An 18,833-nucleotide genomic window follows, 5' to 3' on the forward strand; every position below is an offset into this window, starting at 1 on the left:
GGGCCGGCACGATCGATGCATCGCGGAAGCCGTAAGGTCTTGCGGCCTTTCGCGAGCGGGAGCTGGTTGCATGACGGCGCAGCAAGACTACGACATCTTCGAGGCTGGCGACGCCACGCTCCAGTCAGGGGCCGTCTTTCCCTCCCTGAAACTCGCCTACAAGACCTACGGCACGCTGAGCCCGGCCCGGGACAACGTCATCCTCTATCCGACCTCGTTCGGTGCGCAGCACACCGATACGGAATGGCTGATCGGACCCGACGGCGTGCTCGATGCCACGCGTTACTTCGTCATCATCCCGAACCTGTTCGGCAACGGTCTGTCGTCCTCGCCGTCGAATACGCCCGCGCCCTTCCCCGCGGTGACCTATCACGATGCCATCGCGGTCCAGCACCGGCTGCTCACCGAACGCTTCGGCATCTCCAAGCTTGCGCTGGTCTATGGCTGGTCGATGGGCGGTATGCAGGCCTATCACTGGGCGGCGCTGCACCCCGACATGGTCGAGCGTGCGGCGGTCGTCTGCGGCAGCGCCCGCTGCGCGCCCTACAACTACGTCTTTCTGGAAAGTGTGAAGGCCGCGCTCACTGCCGATCCAGCCTTCCGCGACGGCCGTTTCGCCGAAAGACCCGTCGCCGGCTATCGCGCCATGGGGCGCGTCTATGCCGGCTGGGCGATGTCGCACGGCTTCTATCGCGACGAGCTCTGGCGCGAGGCCGGCTTCACATCGCTGGAGGACTATCTCGTCCGTGCCTGGGATGCGACGTTTGCGCGGCGCGATGCTAACGACCTCCTGGCGCAGATCGGGATCTGGCAGAATGGCGACGTCAGCCGCTGCCCGACATTCGCGGGCGATTTCGATCGGGCGCTGGCGGCGATCAAGGCACACATGCTGCTGATGCCGGGCGCGACCGATCGCTATTTCGACGTCCGCGACAACGAGGACGAACTCGGCCGGCTCGTCAGCGCGACATCAGCCGTGCTGCATCCGATCCCATCGCTGCATGGCCATCGCGCCGGCAACCCCGTCAACAATCCGCGCGACCAGGCCTTCATCAAGGCCGAGATCGCCGCGCTTCTCAGCAAATAGGGCAGGCACCCGATCATGAGCGACGCAACCGTTTCAGAGCCCGGTCATCGCCTGAAGCCGCTGACACCGGCCATGCTGCGCGAATTGTCGGTTCGCTCCAACGTCAGGGGTGCGGTGCAGAGCTTTGGCCATTACGGCATGATCCTGCTGGTGGGCGCGTTGATCTGGAAGGTTTCGGCGACGTGGGGCGTGCTCTGGGCGCTGCCGCTGATGGTGGTGCAGGGCTATGTCGTCGCCTTCCTGTTCATGGCGGTGCACGAGACCGCGCACAAGACCGCGTTCAGGAGCCGCAGCCTCAATCTCACGGTGGGTTATCTCTCGGCCTTCATCATCGGACTGCCTTACGAATATTACTGCCTGTTTCACTGGGACCATCACCGCTACACGCAGGATCCAGAAAGGGATCCGGAGCTGATCGTCGGGGTGAAGCCGGCATCCGATACGCAGCTTGCGCTGGCCTATAGCGGCCTGCTCCAGGTCGCCGGCCGGCTGCGGCTGATGCTCGGCCATGCGCTCACCGGCAAGGTCACCGTGCCCTGGATCCCCGAGAACAAGCGCGCCGTCATCGTGAGGGAGGCGCGAATCTACGTGGCTCTCTATGCGCTGCTGCTAGCGCTCTCGCTCTGGTTTTCTTCAACGCTGCTGCTCTGGGTCTGGATCGTGCCGCTGATCATCGGGCAGTTCTTCCTGCGGCCCTACCTCTACGCCGAGCATACCGGCTGTGACCATACCCGCAGCGCCTTCCACAACACCCGCACCACCTACACCGGAGCGGTCGTCAAATGGTTCGCGTGGAACATGCCCTACCATGTCGAGCACCACGCCTATCCCTCGATCCCCTTTCACGCGCTGCCGAAGCTGAACGAGATCGTCGACGGCGAGATCGTGCATCGCGGCCGCGGCTACATCAGAACGACGCGGGAGACCTGGGCCTGGTTTCGCCGGCAGCGGCAGGCCGGCTAGCCAGACGCAAAAGGCCCCGATCGCTTTGCGATCGGGGCTTTGCCGCGAGGGGAGATATCAGTAGATCCCGTAGGCGCAGACGTTCACGACGCGCACGCGCAGGCCATGACGGGTGCGGACGAGGCGCTCCTGGTAGCAGTTGCTGACGCCCGTGTTGAGGTAGATACCGCCAACGCCCCAGCCGGGACCCCAGTGGTGATGACCGTGATGGTGATGGAAGCCGCCCGCCGAGGCCGCGGTGGGCGCGAGGGCGGCAAAACCGAGCGAGCCGGCAGCGATCAGACCGAGAGCAAGCTTACGAAACATCTTCATTCTCCATTTGGCGCAGGGGCCATTGTTGTGTCCCTGCATCTCGGTCGAGATGAGATGCGATCGCGTTCACACGGGATGCGGAGAATCGTGTTTCAGGATTGTTTCGTGGGCTGCGACAAAGTGTGCTGCCGTCAGGCTTTTCGCACCGCGCGATAGCGCACAGCCATCGCCTGCGTCATCTCCGCCATCTTGTCGCGGAGATCGGCAGGCTCCAGCACTTCGGCCTCGGGGCCGAGCCGCAGCAATTCGGCCGCGGCGTGCCACGACGTCTTGCCGACCGGGACTCGCGCAATGCGCCAGCCATCGGCATCTACGGTCTCTTCAAGCTGCGTGCGTGCCCTGACATAGGGCTGGCTCAGCGCGTCGAGCAGTTTGACGCCGAACGGCGACAGCCGCACCATCGCGACATTGGGATGCATCTCGGCTTCCAGGCGCAGCGTCGCGGCCTGCCAATAGGCGCCGAGATCGAAGCCGGCGGGGCTGTCGAAGCGGTCGTCGAGCGCCGTGCAGTCGAGCACGCGCGCGACGCGATAGGTACGCACGCTGCCGTCGACCTGGCCGGCGAGATACCAGCTGCCGCCCTTCAGCACGAGGCCGAGCGGCGCGACGCGGCGTTGCTTCTCCGCGCGCCAGCTCTGGTAGCGGATCCTGATCAGCGTCCCGCGCAGCACGGCGCCGGCGATGGCGCGCAGGTGCTTTGGGTCTTCCGCCTCGCCGAACCAGCCCGGTGCGTCCAGATGAAAACGCTCCTGCATCCGGCCGGCGTCTTCGCGCAGAGTCTCGGGCAGGGCAGCCATCAGCTTGTTCTGCGCGGCGATCATCGCGGCGTCGAGCCCGAGCGCCGCCGCAGGGCCGGGCAATCCCGCCAGGAACAGCGCGCCCGCCTCGCTTTGCGACAGGCCGTTCAGCCGCACGCGATAGCCGTCGAGCAGGCGATAGCCGCCTTCGGCGCCGCGGTCGGCGTAAACGGGAACGCCGGACGCCGCGAGCGCGTCGATGTCGCGATAAATCGTTCGCACCGAGACTTCGCAGGCCTCCGCGAGCGCGGGCGCGGTGACCTGCCCCCTGGCCTGGAGGGTGGTGAGGATCGACAGCATCCGGCTCGCGCGCATGATCCCTTAAACCATACCTGACAGAAGATGTCAGGTATGGTCCGCTACAAGCAGCCCAGCGCCAGCCGGCAAGAGGGAGACTGCCATGACCAATCCGAGCCACATCACGCTGTATTATTCGCCGCAGACGCGCGCCACCGGCACGCGGGTGCTGCTGGAGGAGCTGGGCGCTCCTTACGATCTCCACGTCCTCAACATGAAGGCCGGCGAGCAGCGCAAGCCCGCCTATCTCGCCATCAACCCGCTCGGCAAGGTGCCGGCGATCCGCCATGGCGAGGCGCTGGTGACGGAGCAGGTCGCCATCACCATCTATCTCGCCGACCTGTTTCAGCAGGCCGGCCTCACGCCCGCCCTGAACGATCCGCTGCGCGGCCCCTATCTGCACTGGATCGCATATTACGGGTCATCGTTCGAGCCGGCCCTGATCGACAAGTTCATGCAGCGCGAGCCGGCGCCGATCACGCAATCGCCCTATGCCGATTACGACACCATGCTGGGTGCGCTCGAGGCACAGCTGTCGAAGGGCCCGTATCTGCTCGGCGAGCGCATGACGGCCGCCGACGTGTTGTGGGGCGTCGCGTTCAGCTGGACCATGATGTTCGGCATCGTGCCGAAGAAGGACGTGTTCGTCCGTTATGCCGAACGCATGACGGCGCGGCCGGCGTTCCAGCGTATCACGGCAGCCGACGCCGAGATGGCGGCGCAGCATGTAGCTGCGGCTGGAGGGTAGGCGGCTCGTGCCTCATTCTCCGCTGTCGTCCCGGGCAAGCGTAAGCGCAGACCCGGGACCCATAACCACAGGATTTGGTTTTGCGAAGACTCGTAGTTATCAGCCTCGCGCCGCAACTTCTGCCTGTGGTCATGGGTCCCGGATCGGCGCGCGCTTGTCCGGGACGACAGCGGAGTATGAGGCGCGTCCCGATCCCTCAGAAGTGTGGTGCCCGCTTCTCCGCAAACGCCCTGATGCCTTCCCTGATCTCGTCGCCGCGCATGCTGTCGCGGTGGCGCTGGTCGGCGGCGGCTTCATCGAACTCGCCGCGGGCGAACTCGTTGATGGCGCGCTTCATGCCGCGCATCGCCTGCGGGGCGTTGCCGGCGAGGACGCCAGCGAGCTTGTCGACTTCCTCGTCGAGGCATTCCACCGGCACCATCGCGGTGAGATAGCCGATGCGCAGCATCTCCGGCGCGCCGATCTTCTGTGCGGTCAGGAACAGTTTCTTCGCATTGTCCACGCCGAGACGCGTCACGTAGCGTTTGATGCCGCTCGGGTAATAATGCAGCCCAAGCCGCGCCGCCGGCATGAACATTTCCGCGCTATCGACGCCGATCCGGAAATCGCAGGCGAGCGCGAGGTCGGTCGCGCCGCCATAGACGCCGCCGTTGAGCCGGCAGATGGTCGGTACGCCCAGATCCTCCAGCCGGTTGACGACCACCTCGAACGCCGAGCCCGCGCTCTGCTGCTCGCTCGCGCTGACGGCGCGCTCCGCCACCGAGTTGAGATCGTAGCCCGCGGAGAAGGCACGCCCGGTGCCGGTCAGCACCAGCACGCGAATATCGGGATCGGCCTCGACCCGGTCGAACAGTCTCGTCAGCTCGCCGAGATCCTCCGCCTGGAGCCGGTTGAGATGTTTCGGTCGATTGAGGCGGATGGTGGCGCGTGCGCCGGCGATCTCGATCAGGGGGCCGGTGGCTGCCTCGGCGGTGTCCGACATTCTTGTCTCCATTGTCGGCGCCAAAGTGCCCGCCTCGGCAGAGGCCGTCAACGACGGTGCGGGCTGTTTCATCCAGACGGCTGGCTAACGGATCGGGACGGGAAGTCTCAGTGTCGTGCCCCGGACGCGGCGCAGCACGTCGAGATGCGCCGCAGAGCCGGGACACGTGAGCGGGTTGCCCAACCCGATGGATCAGGCGCTCTGGGCGGTCTTCACCACCACGACATTGCTGTCGTCCGGCTGGGCCGGGCCGGCATCGCGCACCGTCTTGTCGGCTTCGCCGGCATGACGTTTCAGATAGTCGCGGCGCATGCCGATCTCGTCGCGGACGAATTCGTAGCCGAGCTTGAAGGTGTCGAGCCCGTCGGTACTGATCGTGCCGTCTCTGAGGCCGATAACGGCGCCGCGCAAGATGGCCTCCAGCTCGTCCTGGAGACATTCGAGCTGGTCAAGCGAGTGAGCATGCTCGATCCGCTCGCCGATGTCGAGGATGGCGGTGGAGAGCTCGCTGGCCTTCTCCGGCGCGATCCTCGTGATCTTGGCGTAGATCGCCGCGAAGATCGAACCGATGATGCTGAGCGCGGCAACGGCCACATACATCAGGTCGCTGTACTTGTCGATGAACGTCTTGGTGTCGTCGTTGATGTAATCGGCGGCGCCCCGGTGCGCGATCACGAACGCATCCTTCTCGACGGACGCGGGTTCTATCCTGGTGGCGAAGCCGTTGTCGAGGGCGAGCGCGGACTTGTTCTCGTAGATGATACGCGCGAGCTCGCCTGCCGTCGTCGGGGACATTCTCGATTGTGCGACCAGAAGCCATTCGAGCCCGATCGTGTCGAGATCGTCGTCGGGAATTTGCGGCGAAGCCGACAACGTGCCTGCCGTCAGTGTCTCGCCGGAGATGCCCGGGAATTTGCGGGCCAGCATCTTCGCTTCGTCGATCGCGTTCAGCGTGAAGCCGCCGCGTCCGGCGACTTGCTCATAGGATTTGTCCCTGACGGCCCCGGAGGCGTGGACGACGGCGACCACCGCGCCAAAGCCGTTCGGCGGGGAAAACAGCCTGTCGAGCGTTGCGCCCTGCGGCGCCATCTGGACCCTCGCAGCCTCGGGGCCGTCCGGGACCTCGAGGATGCTGCGGACGAAGGCGAGTGAGGCTTCGTTCTCGGCGACGACCGCGACTTTCTTCTTCCTGAGCTCGGAGAGGGACTTGATCTTCTTGTTGCCGGGCCCGAGCAGCAGCACGAGATCACGCTCGAGGATCGCGAGCGTGCGCGCGCGCAGCGGCACCTTGGAGTCGCTGCGTAAGACGGCGAGGTCAGCCTGCTTGCGGTCGAATTGGGCGAGCGCCTTGGCGTTATCCGCGTTGTTGACGATCTCGATCCGGACGCGGGAGCCGTTGTCCTTCACCACAGTGGCGAGCTTGGCCGCGAACAGCGCCTCGTCGCTGTTGGCAGCACCGACGGCGAAGGTCAGCGTCTCCGAATTGTGCAGCAAGGCGCGACCGCCCCAGACGGTGGCGAACGACAACAGCAGGGTCAGCACGACGTACAGGAAAACCTGCTGCTGGTTTGTCTTGATCACCTTGGGGCGCCGGGGCGCCGGTTCGGTCGGCGATGAGGTGGGGCCTTCAGTACTCATGGCAGCACCTGGCCTTAGTCTCGGATGGCGGTCGGCTCGCGGCGGGCGCCCTGCGATTCGTAAATGTCTGAAAAAAGAAAGATATTCTCTGTCGCCGATGATAGCGCGACGGTAACAGAACGCAAATTTCGAGCCGGAGGTAACCGGACGCGACACGTCCGCGGCGATTGGTCATCCTATCACCAGTTAGCCACAGTTGACGATTTTCCGGTTCCCCCGGCTGCATTCCGCCGCTGGAAATGTCATAAATCGCGCGTCCCGGCGATTTGACCGGTCCAAGAAGAAGTTGCGCTGAACGCTCCAATTCTTCTCGTCACCTCAATGAGGGCGTCAGCTTGTCGTTTCCACCCATGTCATCGGCGATTCCGGTTGAAGCGCTCATTGGCTGGATGTTGCTGCTCACCTTCAAGCACATCATCGCCGATTTCGTTCTCCAGACCGCCTGGATGGCGCACGGCAAGGACCAGAAGCATGGCTGGGCCCTGCCGCTTCTGGTGCACTGCCTGATCCACCTTGCCGTTGCGCTGCCGCTGATCCTGATCGTGGCGCCGAGATTCTGGTTCGTGGCGCTGATCGACTTCGCGATCCACATCACGATCGACCGCGCCAAGGGGTTCGTCTCCGCCAATTTCGGCGTCGACCTTGCGCATCCCTGGTTCTGGACCCTGATCGGCGTCGACCAGGCGCTGCACCACCTGACCGGCTTCGGCCTCTCCATCTTCATGGCGGCGAACTGACTGCGGCCCTTCTGCGGCCTCTTGCTGGAAGCAATCGCTTGCATCACGAAAGGTCGTCATGCCCGGGCTTGTCCCGGGCATCAATGTTCTTCGTGCCGCTTGGTTCTCCGTGGATGGCCGGGACAAGCCCGGCCATGACGCCGGGAGAGCATTTGCGCTCCCGCGCCCACCAATTCGCGGCCCACACGCAAGCACCCCGGGCGACTACCGCCGGGTGTGGTTAACCTTTCGTTAGAGAATTGCGCTGCATCTTCCGCACACGAGGGAGAACTGCAATGTTTTCAAGCCGCGACACCTTTGAAAGCGATTTCTGCCCGGTCCGCGACGAGCTCCTTGGCGAAATGTATCGCGCCAGCGAGAGTGGCCTGCCGAGGCTGGTTGAGAGTGTTGCCCCTGACGCGCGCGCCAGGCTGGCGCTGTTCTGCTATCGCCGCAGCCATTTGCACTCGCTGGCGGTCGCGGTCGCGGCAAGCTGCAGCGAGCGCGACCTGGTCGAGAACGGCGGCCGCGTCGGCTCGACGCTCTATGCGCTGTCGCGCGAACGCGCGGTGAAATCCTCACCGGCGCTGTCGGGCGGCCGCAAGCCGATCACGCTGTCGACCAAGCCGCTCTCGGTGCTCGCACCGCTCGATGACGAGCTCGACGACGAGATCAGCGAAGCGGTGCCCGCCTAAGCGGCCTCTATCATCGGCAAGCCGAACTTCCGGCGTGCCATCGCGCATTCGGCGTCGCCCGGCATGCAGGTGCGGCACACCTCCGGCCGCACGTCATAGATGCCGCAGGCCGTCCTCTTTCCGATCTCTCCCTGCAACGCCGCGCAGCGATCACCGTCGCAGCGCATGCCGGACTGGCGCGCATTGACCAGCCCTTCGGGAATCGCGGCGAGTTCCTCGTCGCTCTCGATCGAGAAGCGCGGCCAGTTTTGCGAATAGCTGCAGCAGGCGCCGCAACCCTGGCAACAACTCGACAGGTCGATCTCTTCCATCGTCCTCACGTGTCCTTTGGCGGACCCCAGACCAGGCTCTGCCGCCATCTGGCGCGCAACACGTCGCGCCGCTCCGGATATTTCTCGTCGAGATAGGTCGCCTCGACGACGCGGTCGGTGCGGAAGCTGCGGAAGTCGCTGCGCAACTCGCACCAGGCCGCCAGCAGCCGGACTGCTTCGAGATAGCCGACCGAAATCGGCCAGATCACGCGCTCGCTGGGACGACCTTGCTCGTCGCGATAGCTTAGCATGATCTTCTTGCCTTCGTGGATCTGGGTGCGGGTGCGCGCCATGTCCAGGCGGTCCGGCTCCCTGTTCCAGCTCGGCCGCGCCCGGCTCGCCGGCTCCAGCACGAAGGGCCGCAGGCGCTCAGGCACGGTGTCGGCGATCTTGGCCATCAAGTCTTCGGCCGCGCGCGCCAGCGTGGAGTCGGCGTGGCCCGCGACCCATTGCGCGCCCAGCACCGCCGCCTCGATCTCGTCGGGTGTCAGCATGAGCGGCGGGAGGTCAAAGCCCTTTTCCAGGATGTACCCCATGCCGGCTTCGCCGCGGATCGGCACGCGCTGGCCGATCAGCGTCGCGATGTCGCGATAGATCGTACGCTTCGACGTCTCGAGCTCGGCCGCGATCGCGTCCGCCGTCAGCGGCTTCCGCGTGCGCCTCAGCACCTGGATGATTTGAAACAGCCGGTCGGCGCGTCTCATGACAGGTCTCTTGTCGCTGCTTTTTTCTAAGGGGGTGTTTTCAGAAGGCGGCGCGCGGCTGCTGACAGGATGTTGGCAGCAGGGGAGTTCTATACCGGGACAACACATCGACTGAAGAGGATTTGTCCATGATCATTCCAACCCATTTCGGCCCGGCCGGCCCGCTCTGGCGGAGCCAGCCTTTCCAGGTCCAGCCTTTCCAAGTCAAGGCGTGGCAGGCCTGGGCATTCCGCCGCCTCGTTTCGCTTGATGTCATGCTCGTCGACCTCCGCCTTGCGCTCGCGACCGCCATGACGCGTTCGCTGGTCCATGCCGCGGATGCGCTGGTCCGCCACGTGATGGGCCGCGCCTGGCGAGGGGCGCGCTTCGCAGAAGATATCACGGCTGCTGCCACCATGGTGGCAGCAGCCGGCCGCTAGGTTCCGTCAATTCGTTCGACAGGTTCAGGAGAGCCCGCATGATCACGCTTTACGGCTTTGGCGCCGGCTTCGGCCTGCCGGAAATCAGCCCCTTCGTCACCAAGACGGAAGTGCAGCTCAAGATGGCGGGGCTGCCTTACCGGAAGGAGCGGGCGATGCCGCCCGCATCCCCCAAGGGGCAGCTGCCCTTCATCGACGACGGCGGCGAGGCGGTGGCCGATTCCACCTTCATCCGCGCTCATATCGAGCGCCGCTACGGCTTCGATTTCGATGCCGGGCTCTCGTTGCAGGAACGCGCGCAGGCCTGGGCGTTCGAGCGCATGATCGAGCATCACGTCTACTGGGCGCTGGTCGGCGCACGCTGGGTCGATCCGGTCAATTTCGCCAAGGGGCCTGCGCATTTCTTCGACGGCGCGCCGGAGCACAATCGCGAGAAGCTGCGCGAGGATGCGCAATTCCGCGTCGCCGAGAACTATCTGCTCTCCGGCCTCGGCCGCCATGCGCCGGACGACGACGTCGATCTCGCGGTGCGCTCGCTGTTCGCGCTGTCGGTGCAACTCGGCGACAAGGCGTACCTGATGGGCAGCAAGCCCTGCGGCGTCGATGCCACCGCTTTCGGCATGCTCGCCGGCGTTCTCTCGCCGTTCTTCGAATCGGCTTTGCGCGAGCGCGCCGAGGGATTTCCAAACCTCACCGCCTATGTCGATCGCATGATGGACAATTACTATCCGGAGTTCGCCTGGACCCCGCTGCGGCAGGCGGCGTAGCGTTCGGCTGTTGGCAGCGACGGGCGCTGAACCTTCTACATCGTCATGGCCGGGACAAGCCCGGCCATGTCGAGCTGAGAGTCCGGAACAAAAAACAAAGAGCCGGCCCATCGGGCCGGCTCTCGTCGTCTCAAATCTTTCGCAGCGCCTACTTCACCAGCATGTACTTGCCGTCCTTCACCGTGAGCAGGATGCGCGAGCGCTCGTCGAGGCCGTAGCGGTCCTTTTCGGTGAAGTTGTAGACGCCCTGGCTCGCCGCCAGCTCTTTCTCCGTCAGCAGCGCCTGGCGAATGGCTTCGCGGAATTCCGGCGTGCCGGGTTTTGCGGTTTTCAGCGCCGTCGGGATCACGCGCTTGAGGATTTCGAACGCGTCGTAGGAATGGCCGGCGAACTGGCTGCGGCTGTTCGGACCGTACTTGGCTTCATAGGCCGAGTTCAGCGCGAGGCCCGGCTTCTTGGTCAGCGCGGTGTCCGGCTGGTCCTCGGGGTCCATCACAGGGCCCGAGGCCATCAGCACGCCTTCCGCCGCTTTGCCGGCGATGCGGATGAAGTCCATGCTGGCAGCGCCGTGGGTCTGGTAGATCAGGCCCTTGTAGCCGCGTTCGCGCAGCTCGGTCTGCGGCAGCGCGGCTGCAGTACCGGAAGCGCCGACCAGGATCGCGTCCGGATTGGCGGCGACCAGCTTCAGCACCTGTCCGGTCACCGAGGTGTCGGGACGGGCAAAGCGCTCCTCGTCGACGATGGTCATGCCCATCGGCACGGCCTGGGCCTTGAGGTCGTTGAACCAGAGGTCGCCGTAGGAATCGGAATAGCCGATATAGCCGAGCGTCTTCACGCCCTTGGACTTCATGTGATCGTACAGCACCTTGCCCACGATCGGAATCGGCTGCGGCATCGCGACCGACCACTTCATGCGCTCGGGCGTGATCGGGAACGGCGCGAGGCCGAAATGCGGGATGCCGGCCTCGTTGGCGACGTTGGAGACCGCGATGGTCGGCGGCGTCAGGGCCGAGCCCATGATGATGTCGGCCTTGGATTCGGTCACGAAGCGCCGGGCGTTGGTGGTCGCGGTGGTGGGATCGCCGCCGTCGTCGAGCACGATCACCTTCAACGGCACGCCACCGATCTCCTTCGGCACGAACTCCAGGGCATTGCGCTCGGGAATGCCGAGGGCTGCGCCCGGGCCGGTCGTGGTCGTGGTGATGCCGATGGTGATTTCGCTGGTCTGGGCCAGCGCAGGCAATGCCGGCAGCGCCAGCGCGGCCGCGGTGATGGCGGCGGTCAAATAAAAACGTTTCATCTATTCCTCCCTTGACGTGTTTCTTTGAAAGCAGAAATCGGGGGGTAATTCAGCCCCCTCTTTTGGCGATGCGGCGATTTAGCTCCGGACTCTAGCTCTCCGTGAATTTGGCTACCATTTCCGCCGGAAACGGTGCCGATTTCAGCTTGTCGGGGTTAACGGGGTCGCGGCCGACAAGGACGCGGGTCTCGAACCCCTCGATCGCCAGCGCCTCGCCCTTGTAGACGTTGTGCTTCACCTCGAAGCTCGAGCGCTTGATGCTCTCGATTTTGGTCTCAATCGTGATCCAGTCGCCATAGGTCGAGGGGATGTAGAACTTGGCCCGCGTGTCGACCATGGGAATACCCACCAGGCCATATTTCCGGACCAGGTCCTGCTTGGAGAAGCCGGCGACCTCGAACAGGGTCGAGGTCGAATCGTCGAACATAGCGAAATAGCGCGGGTAATAGACGATGTTGGCGGGGTCGCAGTCGCCCCACTGGATCTGGACCTCGCGCCGGTTCACGAACATGCGTGGCGCCTTACTTCGGCGCCATGCGCAGCGAGCCGTCGAGGCGCACCACTTCGCCGTTCAGGTACGCATTCTCGACCATGTGCAGCGCGAGCGCGGCGAACTCGTCGGCATTGCCGAGCCGGCGCGGGAAGGGGATCGCGGCGGCGAGCGAATCCTGGGCTTCCTGCGGCAGGTTGGCGAGCAGCGGCGTGAGGAACAGGCCGGGCGCGATCGTCAGCACGCGGACGCCGAACTGCGCGAGCTCGCGCGCGATCGGCAGCGTCATGCCGACGATGCCGCCCTTGGATGCCGAATAGGCCGACTGGCCGATCTGGCCGTCATAGGCGGCGACCGAGGCGGTGTTGATGATGACGCCGCGCTCGCCGGTCGCCTGCGGCTCGAGCCTGGACATCTCGGTCGCGGCAAGGCGCAGCATGTTGAAGGTGCCGATCAGGTTGACCTTGATCACCTTGTCGAAATCGGCGAGCGCCATCGGGCCGTCGCGGCCGACCACGCGCTTGGCAACGCCGATGCCGGCGCAATTGACCAGCACGCGGGCCGGGCCGTGGGCCTTCGCCGCTTGCGCGATCGCGGCTTCGGCAGAGGCGGCATCGGAGACGTCGCAGGTCACGGCGACGCCCTTGATCTCGGCGGCGACGGTTTCCGCGAGCTTGGCATTGAGATCGAACACCGCGACCTTGGCGCCCTGCGCCGCCAGTTTTCGCGCGGTGGCAGCGCCAAGCCCCGATGCACCGCCGGTCACGATGGCTGCCTGATCCTTCAACAACATGGCGTTCTCCTTCGATTCTAGTTCAGACGCGATCGTATCCAAGCGCTCGATGCGCTCCCTCGCCCCGCTTGCGGGGAGAGGGTTGGGGTGAGGGGGGCTCTCCGCGGAGACGGCGAGAGTGGGACTCGCGGAGAGTCCCCCTCACCCGAATTTGCGCGTTGCGCAAATTCGACCTCTCCCCGCAAGCGGGGCGAGGTGAAGGAGCAGCCGATCGGTTCATTCCGATTGTCATGTCATCCGACCGATATCACACGGTTCGATGGATTGGCAGCGTAGAGCTCCTCGATCAGCTCTCCGCGATGCTCCAGCACCGCGCGCTGGTTGATCGAGCCCTTGTCGGTGACCTCGCCCTTGTCGATCGACAACGGCGTGTCCATCAGGATCGCGCGCGTGATCCGTGTCGAGGAGCCGGTGGCCTGGCTGAGGAAACGGGTCAGGCGCTCGCGAAACGCCTCGCGTACCAGGCGGTCGCGCGTGGCGACGACGAGATCGTCGGTCGGCAGCGTCGGGTTGATCAGCCGGCAGCCGTCGAGATCGAGCACGACCAGTGCGGAAATCTCGTCGCGGTTGATGCCGGCGATGACGACGTCGCGCACCAGCGGCGCGCAGGCCGCAACGAAGCGCGCCCGCAGCGGGCCGACGCTGACCCAGGTGCCGCTGGCGAGCTTGAAGTCTTCGCCGATGCGCCCGTCGAAGTCGAAGCCGGCGTTGAGATCATCAGGATCGGCCGGCTTGAGTGCATCGCCGAGCTTGTAGAAGCCTTCCTCGTCGAACGATTTCGCCGTGATGTCGGGCTGGCGCCAGTAGCCGGGCATCACGTTCGGCCCCTTGCAGCGGACCTCCAGCTTGCCGTTGTTCGGCACCAGCTTGGCGTCGTTGCCCGAGACCGGCAGGCCGACATGGCCGGAGCGGCTGGTGCGCGGATTGACCGACATGAAGAACGGCGCGGTCTCGGTCGCGCCGAGGCCCGTCAGCATCGGCACGCGGTAACCCTTTTCCTTCACCGCGAGCTCGTCGAGGCTGTCCCAGACGAAGGGCGACAGCGCCGCGCCTGAGAAGAACATCGCGTGCAGTCGGTCGAAGAACTTTGCGCGCAGGCCCTGGTCGTCGCGCAAATACGGCAGCAGCGATTCGTAGCCCTTGGGCACGTTGAAATAGACCGTGGGCGAAATCTCCTGGAGATTGCGCACGGTCTCCTCGATGCCGCCGGGCATCGGCTTGCCGGCGTCCAGATACATCGAGCCGCCATTGTAGAGCGTCAGTCCGATATTGTGGTTGCCGCCGAAGGTGTGGTTCCAGGGCAGCCAGTCGATGATGACCGGCGGCTCGTCCTTGAGGAAGGCGAGCGTCTCGCGCAGCATCACCTGGTTGGCGCAGATCATGCGCTGGGTGTTGATGACGGCCTTGGGGTTGCCGGTCGAGCCCGAGGTCAGCAGGAATTTTGCGATCGTGTCGGGGCCGATCCGGCCGTGGACGTCGTCGAGATCGCCGCGGAGCGGCGTTGCCATGAGGTCGGCGAGCAGGGTGACGTCGCGGCCCGGCACGTGGCCATAGGACGCGGCGATCTCGGTGCCGAGTGAGACATTGGCGGTGAGTGCGTCGGCGAACTTGTCGGCATCCTCGGCGAAGACGAGGCCGGGCGTCAGCAGCTTCATCAGGTAAGACAGCTTGCCGTAATCCTTCGACACCAGCGAATAGGCCGGCGACACCGGACAGAACGGAACGCCCGCATGGAACGCGCCGAAGGCGAGCAGGGCATGGTCGATCGAATTGCCGGAGAGGATGACGACCGGGCGCTCTGCGGACAATCCGCGCGCAATCAGGCTCGAGGCGATGTGCCGGCTCGCGGTGAGCAGCTCGGCATAGGTGATCTTGCGCCAGGAGCGGCCGCCTTCGCGCTCGGCCATGAAGACGCGGTCCGGCGTCGTCGTCGCCCAGTGATGCAGGCGATCGGTGATGCGGACGGGATAGTCGCCGAGCGGCTGCTTCGGCCTGAGGTAGATCGTGCCATCGTCGCGGCGCTCGACGTTGACGGCGGGATCGCCGAACGAGATCGGCCGCAGCGGGAAAGTGCTCGCGCCGCGCTCCGTGCTGGAAGAGGACGGCTGTGCGCTCATGACTTTGCGCTCATGATTTGGGCTTTACCTTCGCGGTCTTGTGTTCGAGGAACTCGCGGATCCGGCGCTTGGCCTCCTTGTCGCTCTGCGCGACGGTGGCCATCAGCGATTCCATCAACAGACCCGTCTGCGGATTGGCCTCCGCGATCATCGGCAGCGCCTGGAGCACGGCGAAATTGGTCAGCGGCGCGTTGGAGGCGATCTTGGTCGCAAGCTCCAGCGCCTTGCCGAGCCCGTTGCCGGCTTCCGTCAGATATTGCGCGAAGCCGTAGGATGCGCCCTCGGTCGCGCTATAGACGCGCCCGGTCAGCATCATGTCCATCATCCGGGCGACGCCAATCAGCCGCGGCAGCCGCACCGAGCCGCCGCCGCCGACGAAGATGCCGCGCTGCCCTTCCGGCAGCGCGAAATAGGTCGAGGGTTCGGCGACGCGGATATGCGCCGCGCAGGCAAGTTCCAGCCCGCCGCCGATCACGGCACCCCGGAGCGCCGCGATCACGGGCACGCGGCTGTACTGGATGCGGTCGAACACCCGGTGCCACATCTGGGAATGGAGCAGGCCGCCGGTCGCATCGTGCTCGGTCAGTTCGGAGAGGTCGAGACCTGAGGAAAAGTGGTCGCCAATGCCGTGGATCACGACCGCGCCGATGTCCTCGGGCAGGGATGCAAAACACTCGCCGATTTCCAGGATGATGCCGTCATTGAGCGCATTGCGCTTGGCCGGCCGGTTCAGACCCACGGTCAGAACCCGGTCCGCCCGCTCGATCCTCAACAGCCCGGAGGTGCCCGCGTTGGCGGTCTCGGCGTTTCCCTGTGTCATTTGCGTCCTTATCAGAATAGTTATGTTGTATAACGAATTCTGGGGGAGTCAAGGTGGACGATATCACCCCCGGGGCAGGGATTGGATTGCCGGGGGCCTGACCCGGCGGTCAGAGGCTTCAGGGAGTATTTGACATGCTGCTGTTGCCAAATCCTCCGTCATTGCGAGCGCAGCGAAGCAATCCAGAATCTTTCCGCGGAGGGACTCTGGATTGCTTCGCTGCGCTCGCAATGACGCGGTGAGAGTCTTCCTCACATCACCTGGTGCACGTCGATCACCACGCGGTCCGCATGGCGCGCGGCCGAGCCGACGAAGATGTGCTCCATCAGCCAGCGATACTTGTCGTGCCCGGTCTCGAACCGCGGCACGGTGCGGAAATAGATCAGCTTGGGATCGACCGGCTCGCCGCGCTTGAGCTTTTGCAGGAGCTCGACCGGGCCGAAGCGCATGCCCTTGTTCTCGACATAGATGACGGCGCCGTCGTCGGTCTCGAAAGCATATTTCGCCTCGAGATCGATCAGCTCGTTGGGGCGGATGGTCTGGAAATCGGCGCCGAACGGCAGCACCTTGCCCGTGATCGCGCCCGTCACCTCGCCACCGATGATCGGAATGATGCGGCGAACGCCGATGCCGGTCTCGCCGGCGGTGACGACCTCGCCGATGCGGGCGGTGATGGTGAAGACGTATTTGGTTTCAAGGGTGGGGGCCATGGATTGCTCCAACTATCTGTCAGAAGGCGCCGATGTCTTCGCCTCTCCCCGCTCGCGGGGAGAGGCCGGAATACGCGCCGAAGGCGCGGATTCCGGGTGAGGGGGCTCTCCGCGAGTCTCACTCTCACCGTTCTCGCGGAGACTCCCCTCACCCCAACCCTCTCCCCGCAAGCGGGGCGAGGGGGCTCACCATCGCCGCTGCCGCTGTCCAGCCTCAATTCGCCATCATCCGCGTCGGCAACCAGGTCGCCAGCAGCGGGAAGGCGATCAGGATCACGAGGCGCACGAGGTCGGTCGCCACGAACGGGATCACGCCCTTGAAGATGGTGGAGAACGACACGTCCTTCACCACGCTTTTTATGACGAAGACGTTCATGCCGACCGGCGGATGGATCAGGCCGAGCTCGACCGTCATCACGATGATGATGCCGAACCAGATCGGGTCGAAGCCGAGATGCATGATCACGGGAAAGATGATCGGCACGGTCAGGATGATCATCGCCATGGCGTCCATCAGGCAGCCGAGCACGAGATACATCACCATGATCAGCGCCAGCACGCCGTAGGGCCCGAGGCCGAGGCCGGTGAGGAATTCCGTGACCTTCTGCGGCGTCTGCGTCACCGTGAGGAAATAGCCGAAGATCAGCGCGCCGATCAGCACGGTGAACACGGCGGCCGCGGTGCGCGTGGCCTGGAGCAGCGAGGCCAGCACCTTCTCGCGGTCGAGGCGGCCGGTCAGCACGCCGATGATGAAGGCGCCGGTGGCGCCGACGCCGCCGGCCTCGGTCGGCGTGAAGCGCGGCAGGAAGGGCAGGCCGTAGAGGCCGCCGATCACGAATATGAACAGCAGCACCGGCGCCCAGATGTCCTTCAATCCGGCGAAGCGTTCGCGCCACGGTGTCACCTTGCCCTTGGGCAGGAAGTCGGGGCGGAAATAGCCGATCAGGAAGATCGTGATCATGTACATGGTCATCGCGAGCAGGCCCGGAATGATGCCGGCGATGAAGAGCTTTCCGATGTCCTGCTCGGTGATGATGCCGTAGACCGCGAGCACGGTGGAGGGCGGCAGCATCGCGCCCAGCGTGCCGCCGGCCGCGATCACGCCGGTGGCGAAGGATTGCGGATAGCCGAACCGGCGCATCTCGGGGTAGGCGACCGCGGAGAAGGTCGCGGCCGTCGCGACCGAGGACCCGCAGATCGCGGCAAAGCCACCGCAGGCGCCGACGGTCGCGATGCCGAGCCCGCCGCGCAAATGGCCGACAAAGCCGTTTGCGGCGCGGAACAGCTCGCGGCTCATGCCGGAATTGCTGACGAAGGAGCCCATCAGCAGGAACATCGGAATGACGCCGAAGGTATAATCGGTGACCGTTCGCATCGAGGTCTGGCCGACCAGCTTCAGCGCCGGCGTCGCGCCGACCAGATAGGAAAAGCCGGAGACGCCGACTAGGCCCATGGCCATGCCGACCGGCACGCGCAGCAGCATCAGGACGAAGAGGGAAACGAAGCCGATAACGGCGACGGCATCGGTGCTCATGATTACTCCGTCGCCTTGATCTTGGGGTCGTGCATCTCTTCGGGATGGAAGATCAGCCGGTAGGTGCGGATCGCGATCAGCAGCACGGCGCAGACGTCGCCGATCCAGGCGACGAGAAAGAAGGGCCATGTCGGCATGTGCAGGTCGAAGGTCTGGACGTTGTCGTTGTAGGTGCCGCGCACCTTGTCGAACAGCGTCCAGGTCTGCACGGTGACGACGAACAGCAGCACCAGCGTCGCGAACACGTCGATCCAGCGCTGATAGCGCGGGCCGACATTGCCCCAGACCAGGTCCACCGTGATGTGAGTGCCGCGATAGGAGGTCGCCGCGATGCCCCAGAAAATGAGGATGCCGAGCAGCATGCGGCCGATGTCGAAACTGTCGGGGATCGAATAGTTCAGCGTGTTGCGCAGCAGCACCGACAGGAAAATGTCGAGCGCGACGATGCCGACGAAGCCGGCCGCGATCCATTCGATCGAGTCGATCACGCGATCCATCCAGGAGCGCTTCATGGGTGTGTCCTGTGTGATGTCATTCTTGTGCTCGACCCGGCTGCAGCCCTTCGCCTCTCCCCGCTTGCGGGGAGAGGCCGACACGCGAAGCGTGGCGGGTGAGGGGGACTCTCCGCGAGTC

At 64.9% G+C, this 18,833-nt stretch carries 21 protein-coding genes; 7 read left to right on the forward strand and 14 right to left on the reverse strand.

The features are described from left to right. The first annotated feature begins 70 nt into the window (after nt 1–70). Entirely contained in the window at nt 71–1,087 is a 1,017-nt protein-coding gene (locus tag H1B27_RS02110) for an alpha/beta fold hydrolase (protein WP_197964831.1), read from the forward strand. Nucleotides 1,088–1,102: 15 nt separating this feature from the next. Continuing rightward, nucleotides 1,103–2,050, forward strand: coding sequence for a fatty acid desaturase (locus H1B27_RS02115; RefSeq protein WP_197964832.1), 948 nt, complete (start codon nt 1,103–1,105; stop codon nt 2,048–2,050). A gap of 57 nt (nt 2,051–2,107) precedes the next feature. Here the strand turns inward: H1B27_RS02115 and H1B27_RS02120 are convergent, their stop codons facing one another. After that, nucleotides 2,108–2,356, reverse strand: a complete 249-nt coding sequence (locus tag H1B27_RS02120; RefSeq protein WP_061881237.1) for a hypothetical protein — start codon at nt 2,354–2,356, stop codon at nt 2,108–2,110. Nucleotides 2,357–2,493: 137 nt separating this feature from the next. After that, complete coding sequence (locus H1B27_RS02125; RefSeq protein ID WP_197964833.1) at nt 2,494–3,474, reverse strand: helix-turn-helix transcriptional regulator; 981 nt, start codon at nt 3,472–3,474, stop codon at nt 2,494–2,496. Between the two features lie 85 nt (nt 3,475–3,559). Between H1B27_RS02125 and H1B27_RS02130 the strand changes: the two genes are divergently transcribed. Further along, nucleotides 3,560–4,204 carry a glutathione S-transferase family protein gene (locus H1B27_RS02130; protein WP_197964834.1) on the forward strand — a complete coding sequence of 215 codons (645 nt, stop codon included), beginning with the start codon at nt 3,560–3,562 and terminating at the stop codon, nt 4,202–4,204. Nucleotides 4,205–4,400: 196 nt separating this feature from the next. Here H1B27_RS02130 and H1B27_RS02135 read toward each other — a convergent pair whose 3' ends face one another. Both H1B27_RS02135 and H1B27_RS02140 read right to left on the reverse strand, forming a co-directional pair. Then, nucleotides 4,401–5,186 carry an enoyl-CoA hydratase/isomerase family protein gene (locus H1B27_RS02135; protein WP_197964835.1) on the reverse strand — a complete coding sequence of 262 codons (786 nt, stop codon included), beginning with the start codon at nt 5,184–5,186 and terminating at the stop codon, nt 4,401–4,403. 192 nt (nt 5,187–5,378) lie between these two features. Next, nucleotides 5,379–6,824, reverse strand: coding sequence for a TAXI family TRAP transporter solute-binding subunit (locus H1B27_RS02140; protein ID WP_197964836.1), 1,446 nt, complete (start codon nt 6,822–6,824; stop codon nt 5,379–5,381). A 389-nt stretch (nt 6,825–7,213) separates the two neighbouring features. Between H1B27_RS02140 and H1B27_RS02145 the strand changes: the two genes are divergently transcribed. Then, nucleotides 7,214–7,561, forward strand: a complete 348-nt coding sequence (locus H1B27_RS02145) for a DUF3307 domain-containing protein (RefSeq protein WP_050995144.1) — start codon at nt 7,214–7,216, stop codon at nt 7,559–7,561. Nucleotides 7,562–7,836: 275 nt separating this feature from the next. Beyond that, nucleotides 7,837–8,235 (forward strand): hypothetical protein, encoded by a 399-nt coding sequence (locus tag H1B27_RS02150; protein WP_197964837.1) that lies wholly within the window; start codon nt 7,837–7,839, stop codon nt 8,233–8,235. On the opposite strand, the gene H1B27_RS02155 is transcribed toward H1B27_RS02150, so the two are convergent. Both H1B27_RS02155 and H1B27_RS02160 read right to left on the reverse strand, forming a co-directional pair. Further along, complete coding sequence (locus H1B27_RS02155) at nt 8,232–8,546, reverse strand: YkgJ family cysteine cluster protein (protein ID WP_197964838.1); 315 nt, start codon at nt 8,544–8,546, stop codon at nt 8,232–8,234. The genes H1B27_RS02150 and H1B27_RS02155 overlap by 4 nt on opposite strands. A 5-nt stretch (nt 8,547–8,551) precedes the next feature. After that, entirely contained in the window at nt 8,552–9,250 is a 699-nt protein-coding gene (locus tag H1B27_RS02160; RefSeq protein ID WP_197964839.1) for a helix-turn-helix transcriptional regulator, read from the reverse strand. 128 nt (nt 9,251–9,378) lie between these two features. On the opposite strand from H1B27_RS02160, the gene H1B27_RS02165 reads away from it, so the two are divergent. Together H1B27_RS02165 and H1B27_RS02170 are read left to right on the forward strand one after the other, a co-directional pair. Next, on the forward strand, nt 9,379–9,669 hold the full coding sequence (locus H1B27_RS02165) for a hypothetical protein (RefSeq protein WP_197964840.1): 291 nt from the start codon (nt 9,379–9,381) through the stop codon (nt 9,667–9,669). A 38-nt stretch (nt 9,670–9,707) separates the two neighbouring features. After that, nucleotides 9,708–10,436, forward strand: coding sequence for a glutathione S-transferase family protein (locus H1B27_RS02170; RefSeq protein ID WP_035669661.1), 729 nt, complete (start codon nt 9,708–9,710; stop codon nt 10,434–10,436). Nucleotides 10,437–10,584: 148 nt separating this feature from the next. On the opposite strand, the gene H1B27_RS02175 is transcribed toward H1B27_RS02170, so the two are convergent. The 8 genes from H1B27_RS02175 to H1B27_RS02210 all read right to left on the reverse strand — a co-directional run bounded on the left by H1B27_RS02175 (nt 10,585) and on the right by H1B27_RS02210 (nt 18,712). After that, a complete protein-coding gene (locus H1B27_RS02175; protein WP_061881040.1) occupies nt 10,585–11,736 on the reverse strand; it encodes an ABC transporter substrate-binding protein in 1,152 nt (383 codons plus the stop codon). Between the two features lie 91 nt (nt 11,737–11,827). Then, entirely contained in the window at nt 11,828–12,247 is a 420-nt protein-coding gene (locus H1B27_RS02180; protein ID WP_061881039.1) for an acyl-CoA thioesterase, read from the reverse strand. A 10-nt stretch (nt 12,248–12,257) separates the two neighbouring features. Continuing rightward, nucleotides 12,258–13,019, reverse strand: coding sequence for an SDR family NAD(P)-dependent oxidoreductase (locus tag H1B27_RS02185; RefSeq protein ID WP_197964841.1), 762 nt, complete (start codon nt 13,017–13,019; stop codon nt 12,258–12,260). Nucleotides 13,020–13,252: 233 nt separating this feature from the next. Further along, nucleotides 13,253–15,136, reverse strand: a complete 1,884-nt coding sequence (locus H1B27_RS02190; RefSeq protein WP_197964842.1) for a feruloyl-CoA synthase — start codon at nt 15,134–15,136, stop codon at nt 13,253–13,255. A gap of 10 nt (nt 15,137–15,146) precedes the next feature. Next, a complete protein-coding gene (locus tag H1B27_RS02195; protein ID WP_197964843.1) occupies nt 15,147–15,956 on the reverse strand; it encodes a crotonase/enoyl-CoA hydratase family protein in 810 nt (269 codons plus the stop codon). A 251-nt stretch (nt 15,957–16,207) separates the two neighbouring features. After that, a complete protein-coding gene (locus tag H1B27_RS02200) occupies nt 16,208–16,666 on the reverse strand; it encodes a DUF3237 domain-containing protein (protein ID WP_061881035.1) in 459 nt (152 codons plus the stop codon). A gap of 214 nt (nt 16,667–16,880) precedes the next feature. Next, nucleotides 16,881–18,200, reverse strand: a complete 1,320-nt coding sequence (locus tag H1B27_RS02205) for a TRAP transporter large permease (RefSeq protein ID WP_197964844.1) — start codon at nt 18,198–18,200, stop codon at nt 16,881–16,883. A gap of 2 nt (nt 18,201–18,202) precedes the next feature. Then, the gene (locus H1B27_RS02210) at nt 18,203–18,712 is read right to left on the reverse strand and encodes a TRAP transporter small permease (RefSeq protein ID WP_028180703.1); all 510 of its coding nucleotides are present in this window, start codon (nt 18,710–18,712) and stop codon (nt 18,203–18,205) included. Nucleotides 18,713–18,833 lie beyond the last annotated feature (121 nt).

It is taken from the genome of Bradyrhizobium diversitatis, assembly GCF_016031635.1.
Classification (GTDB): Bacteria; Pseudomonadota; Alphaproteobacteria; order Rhizobiales; family Xanthobacteraceae; genus Bradyrhizobium; species Bradyrhizobium diversitatis.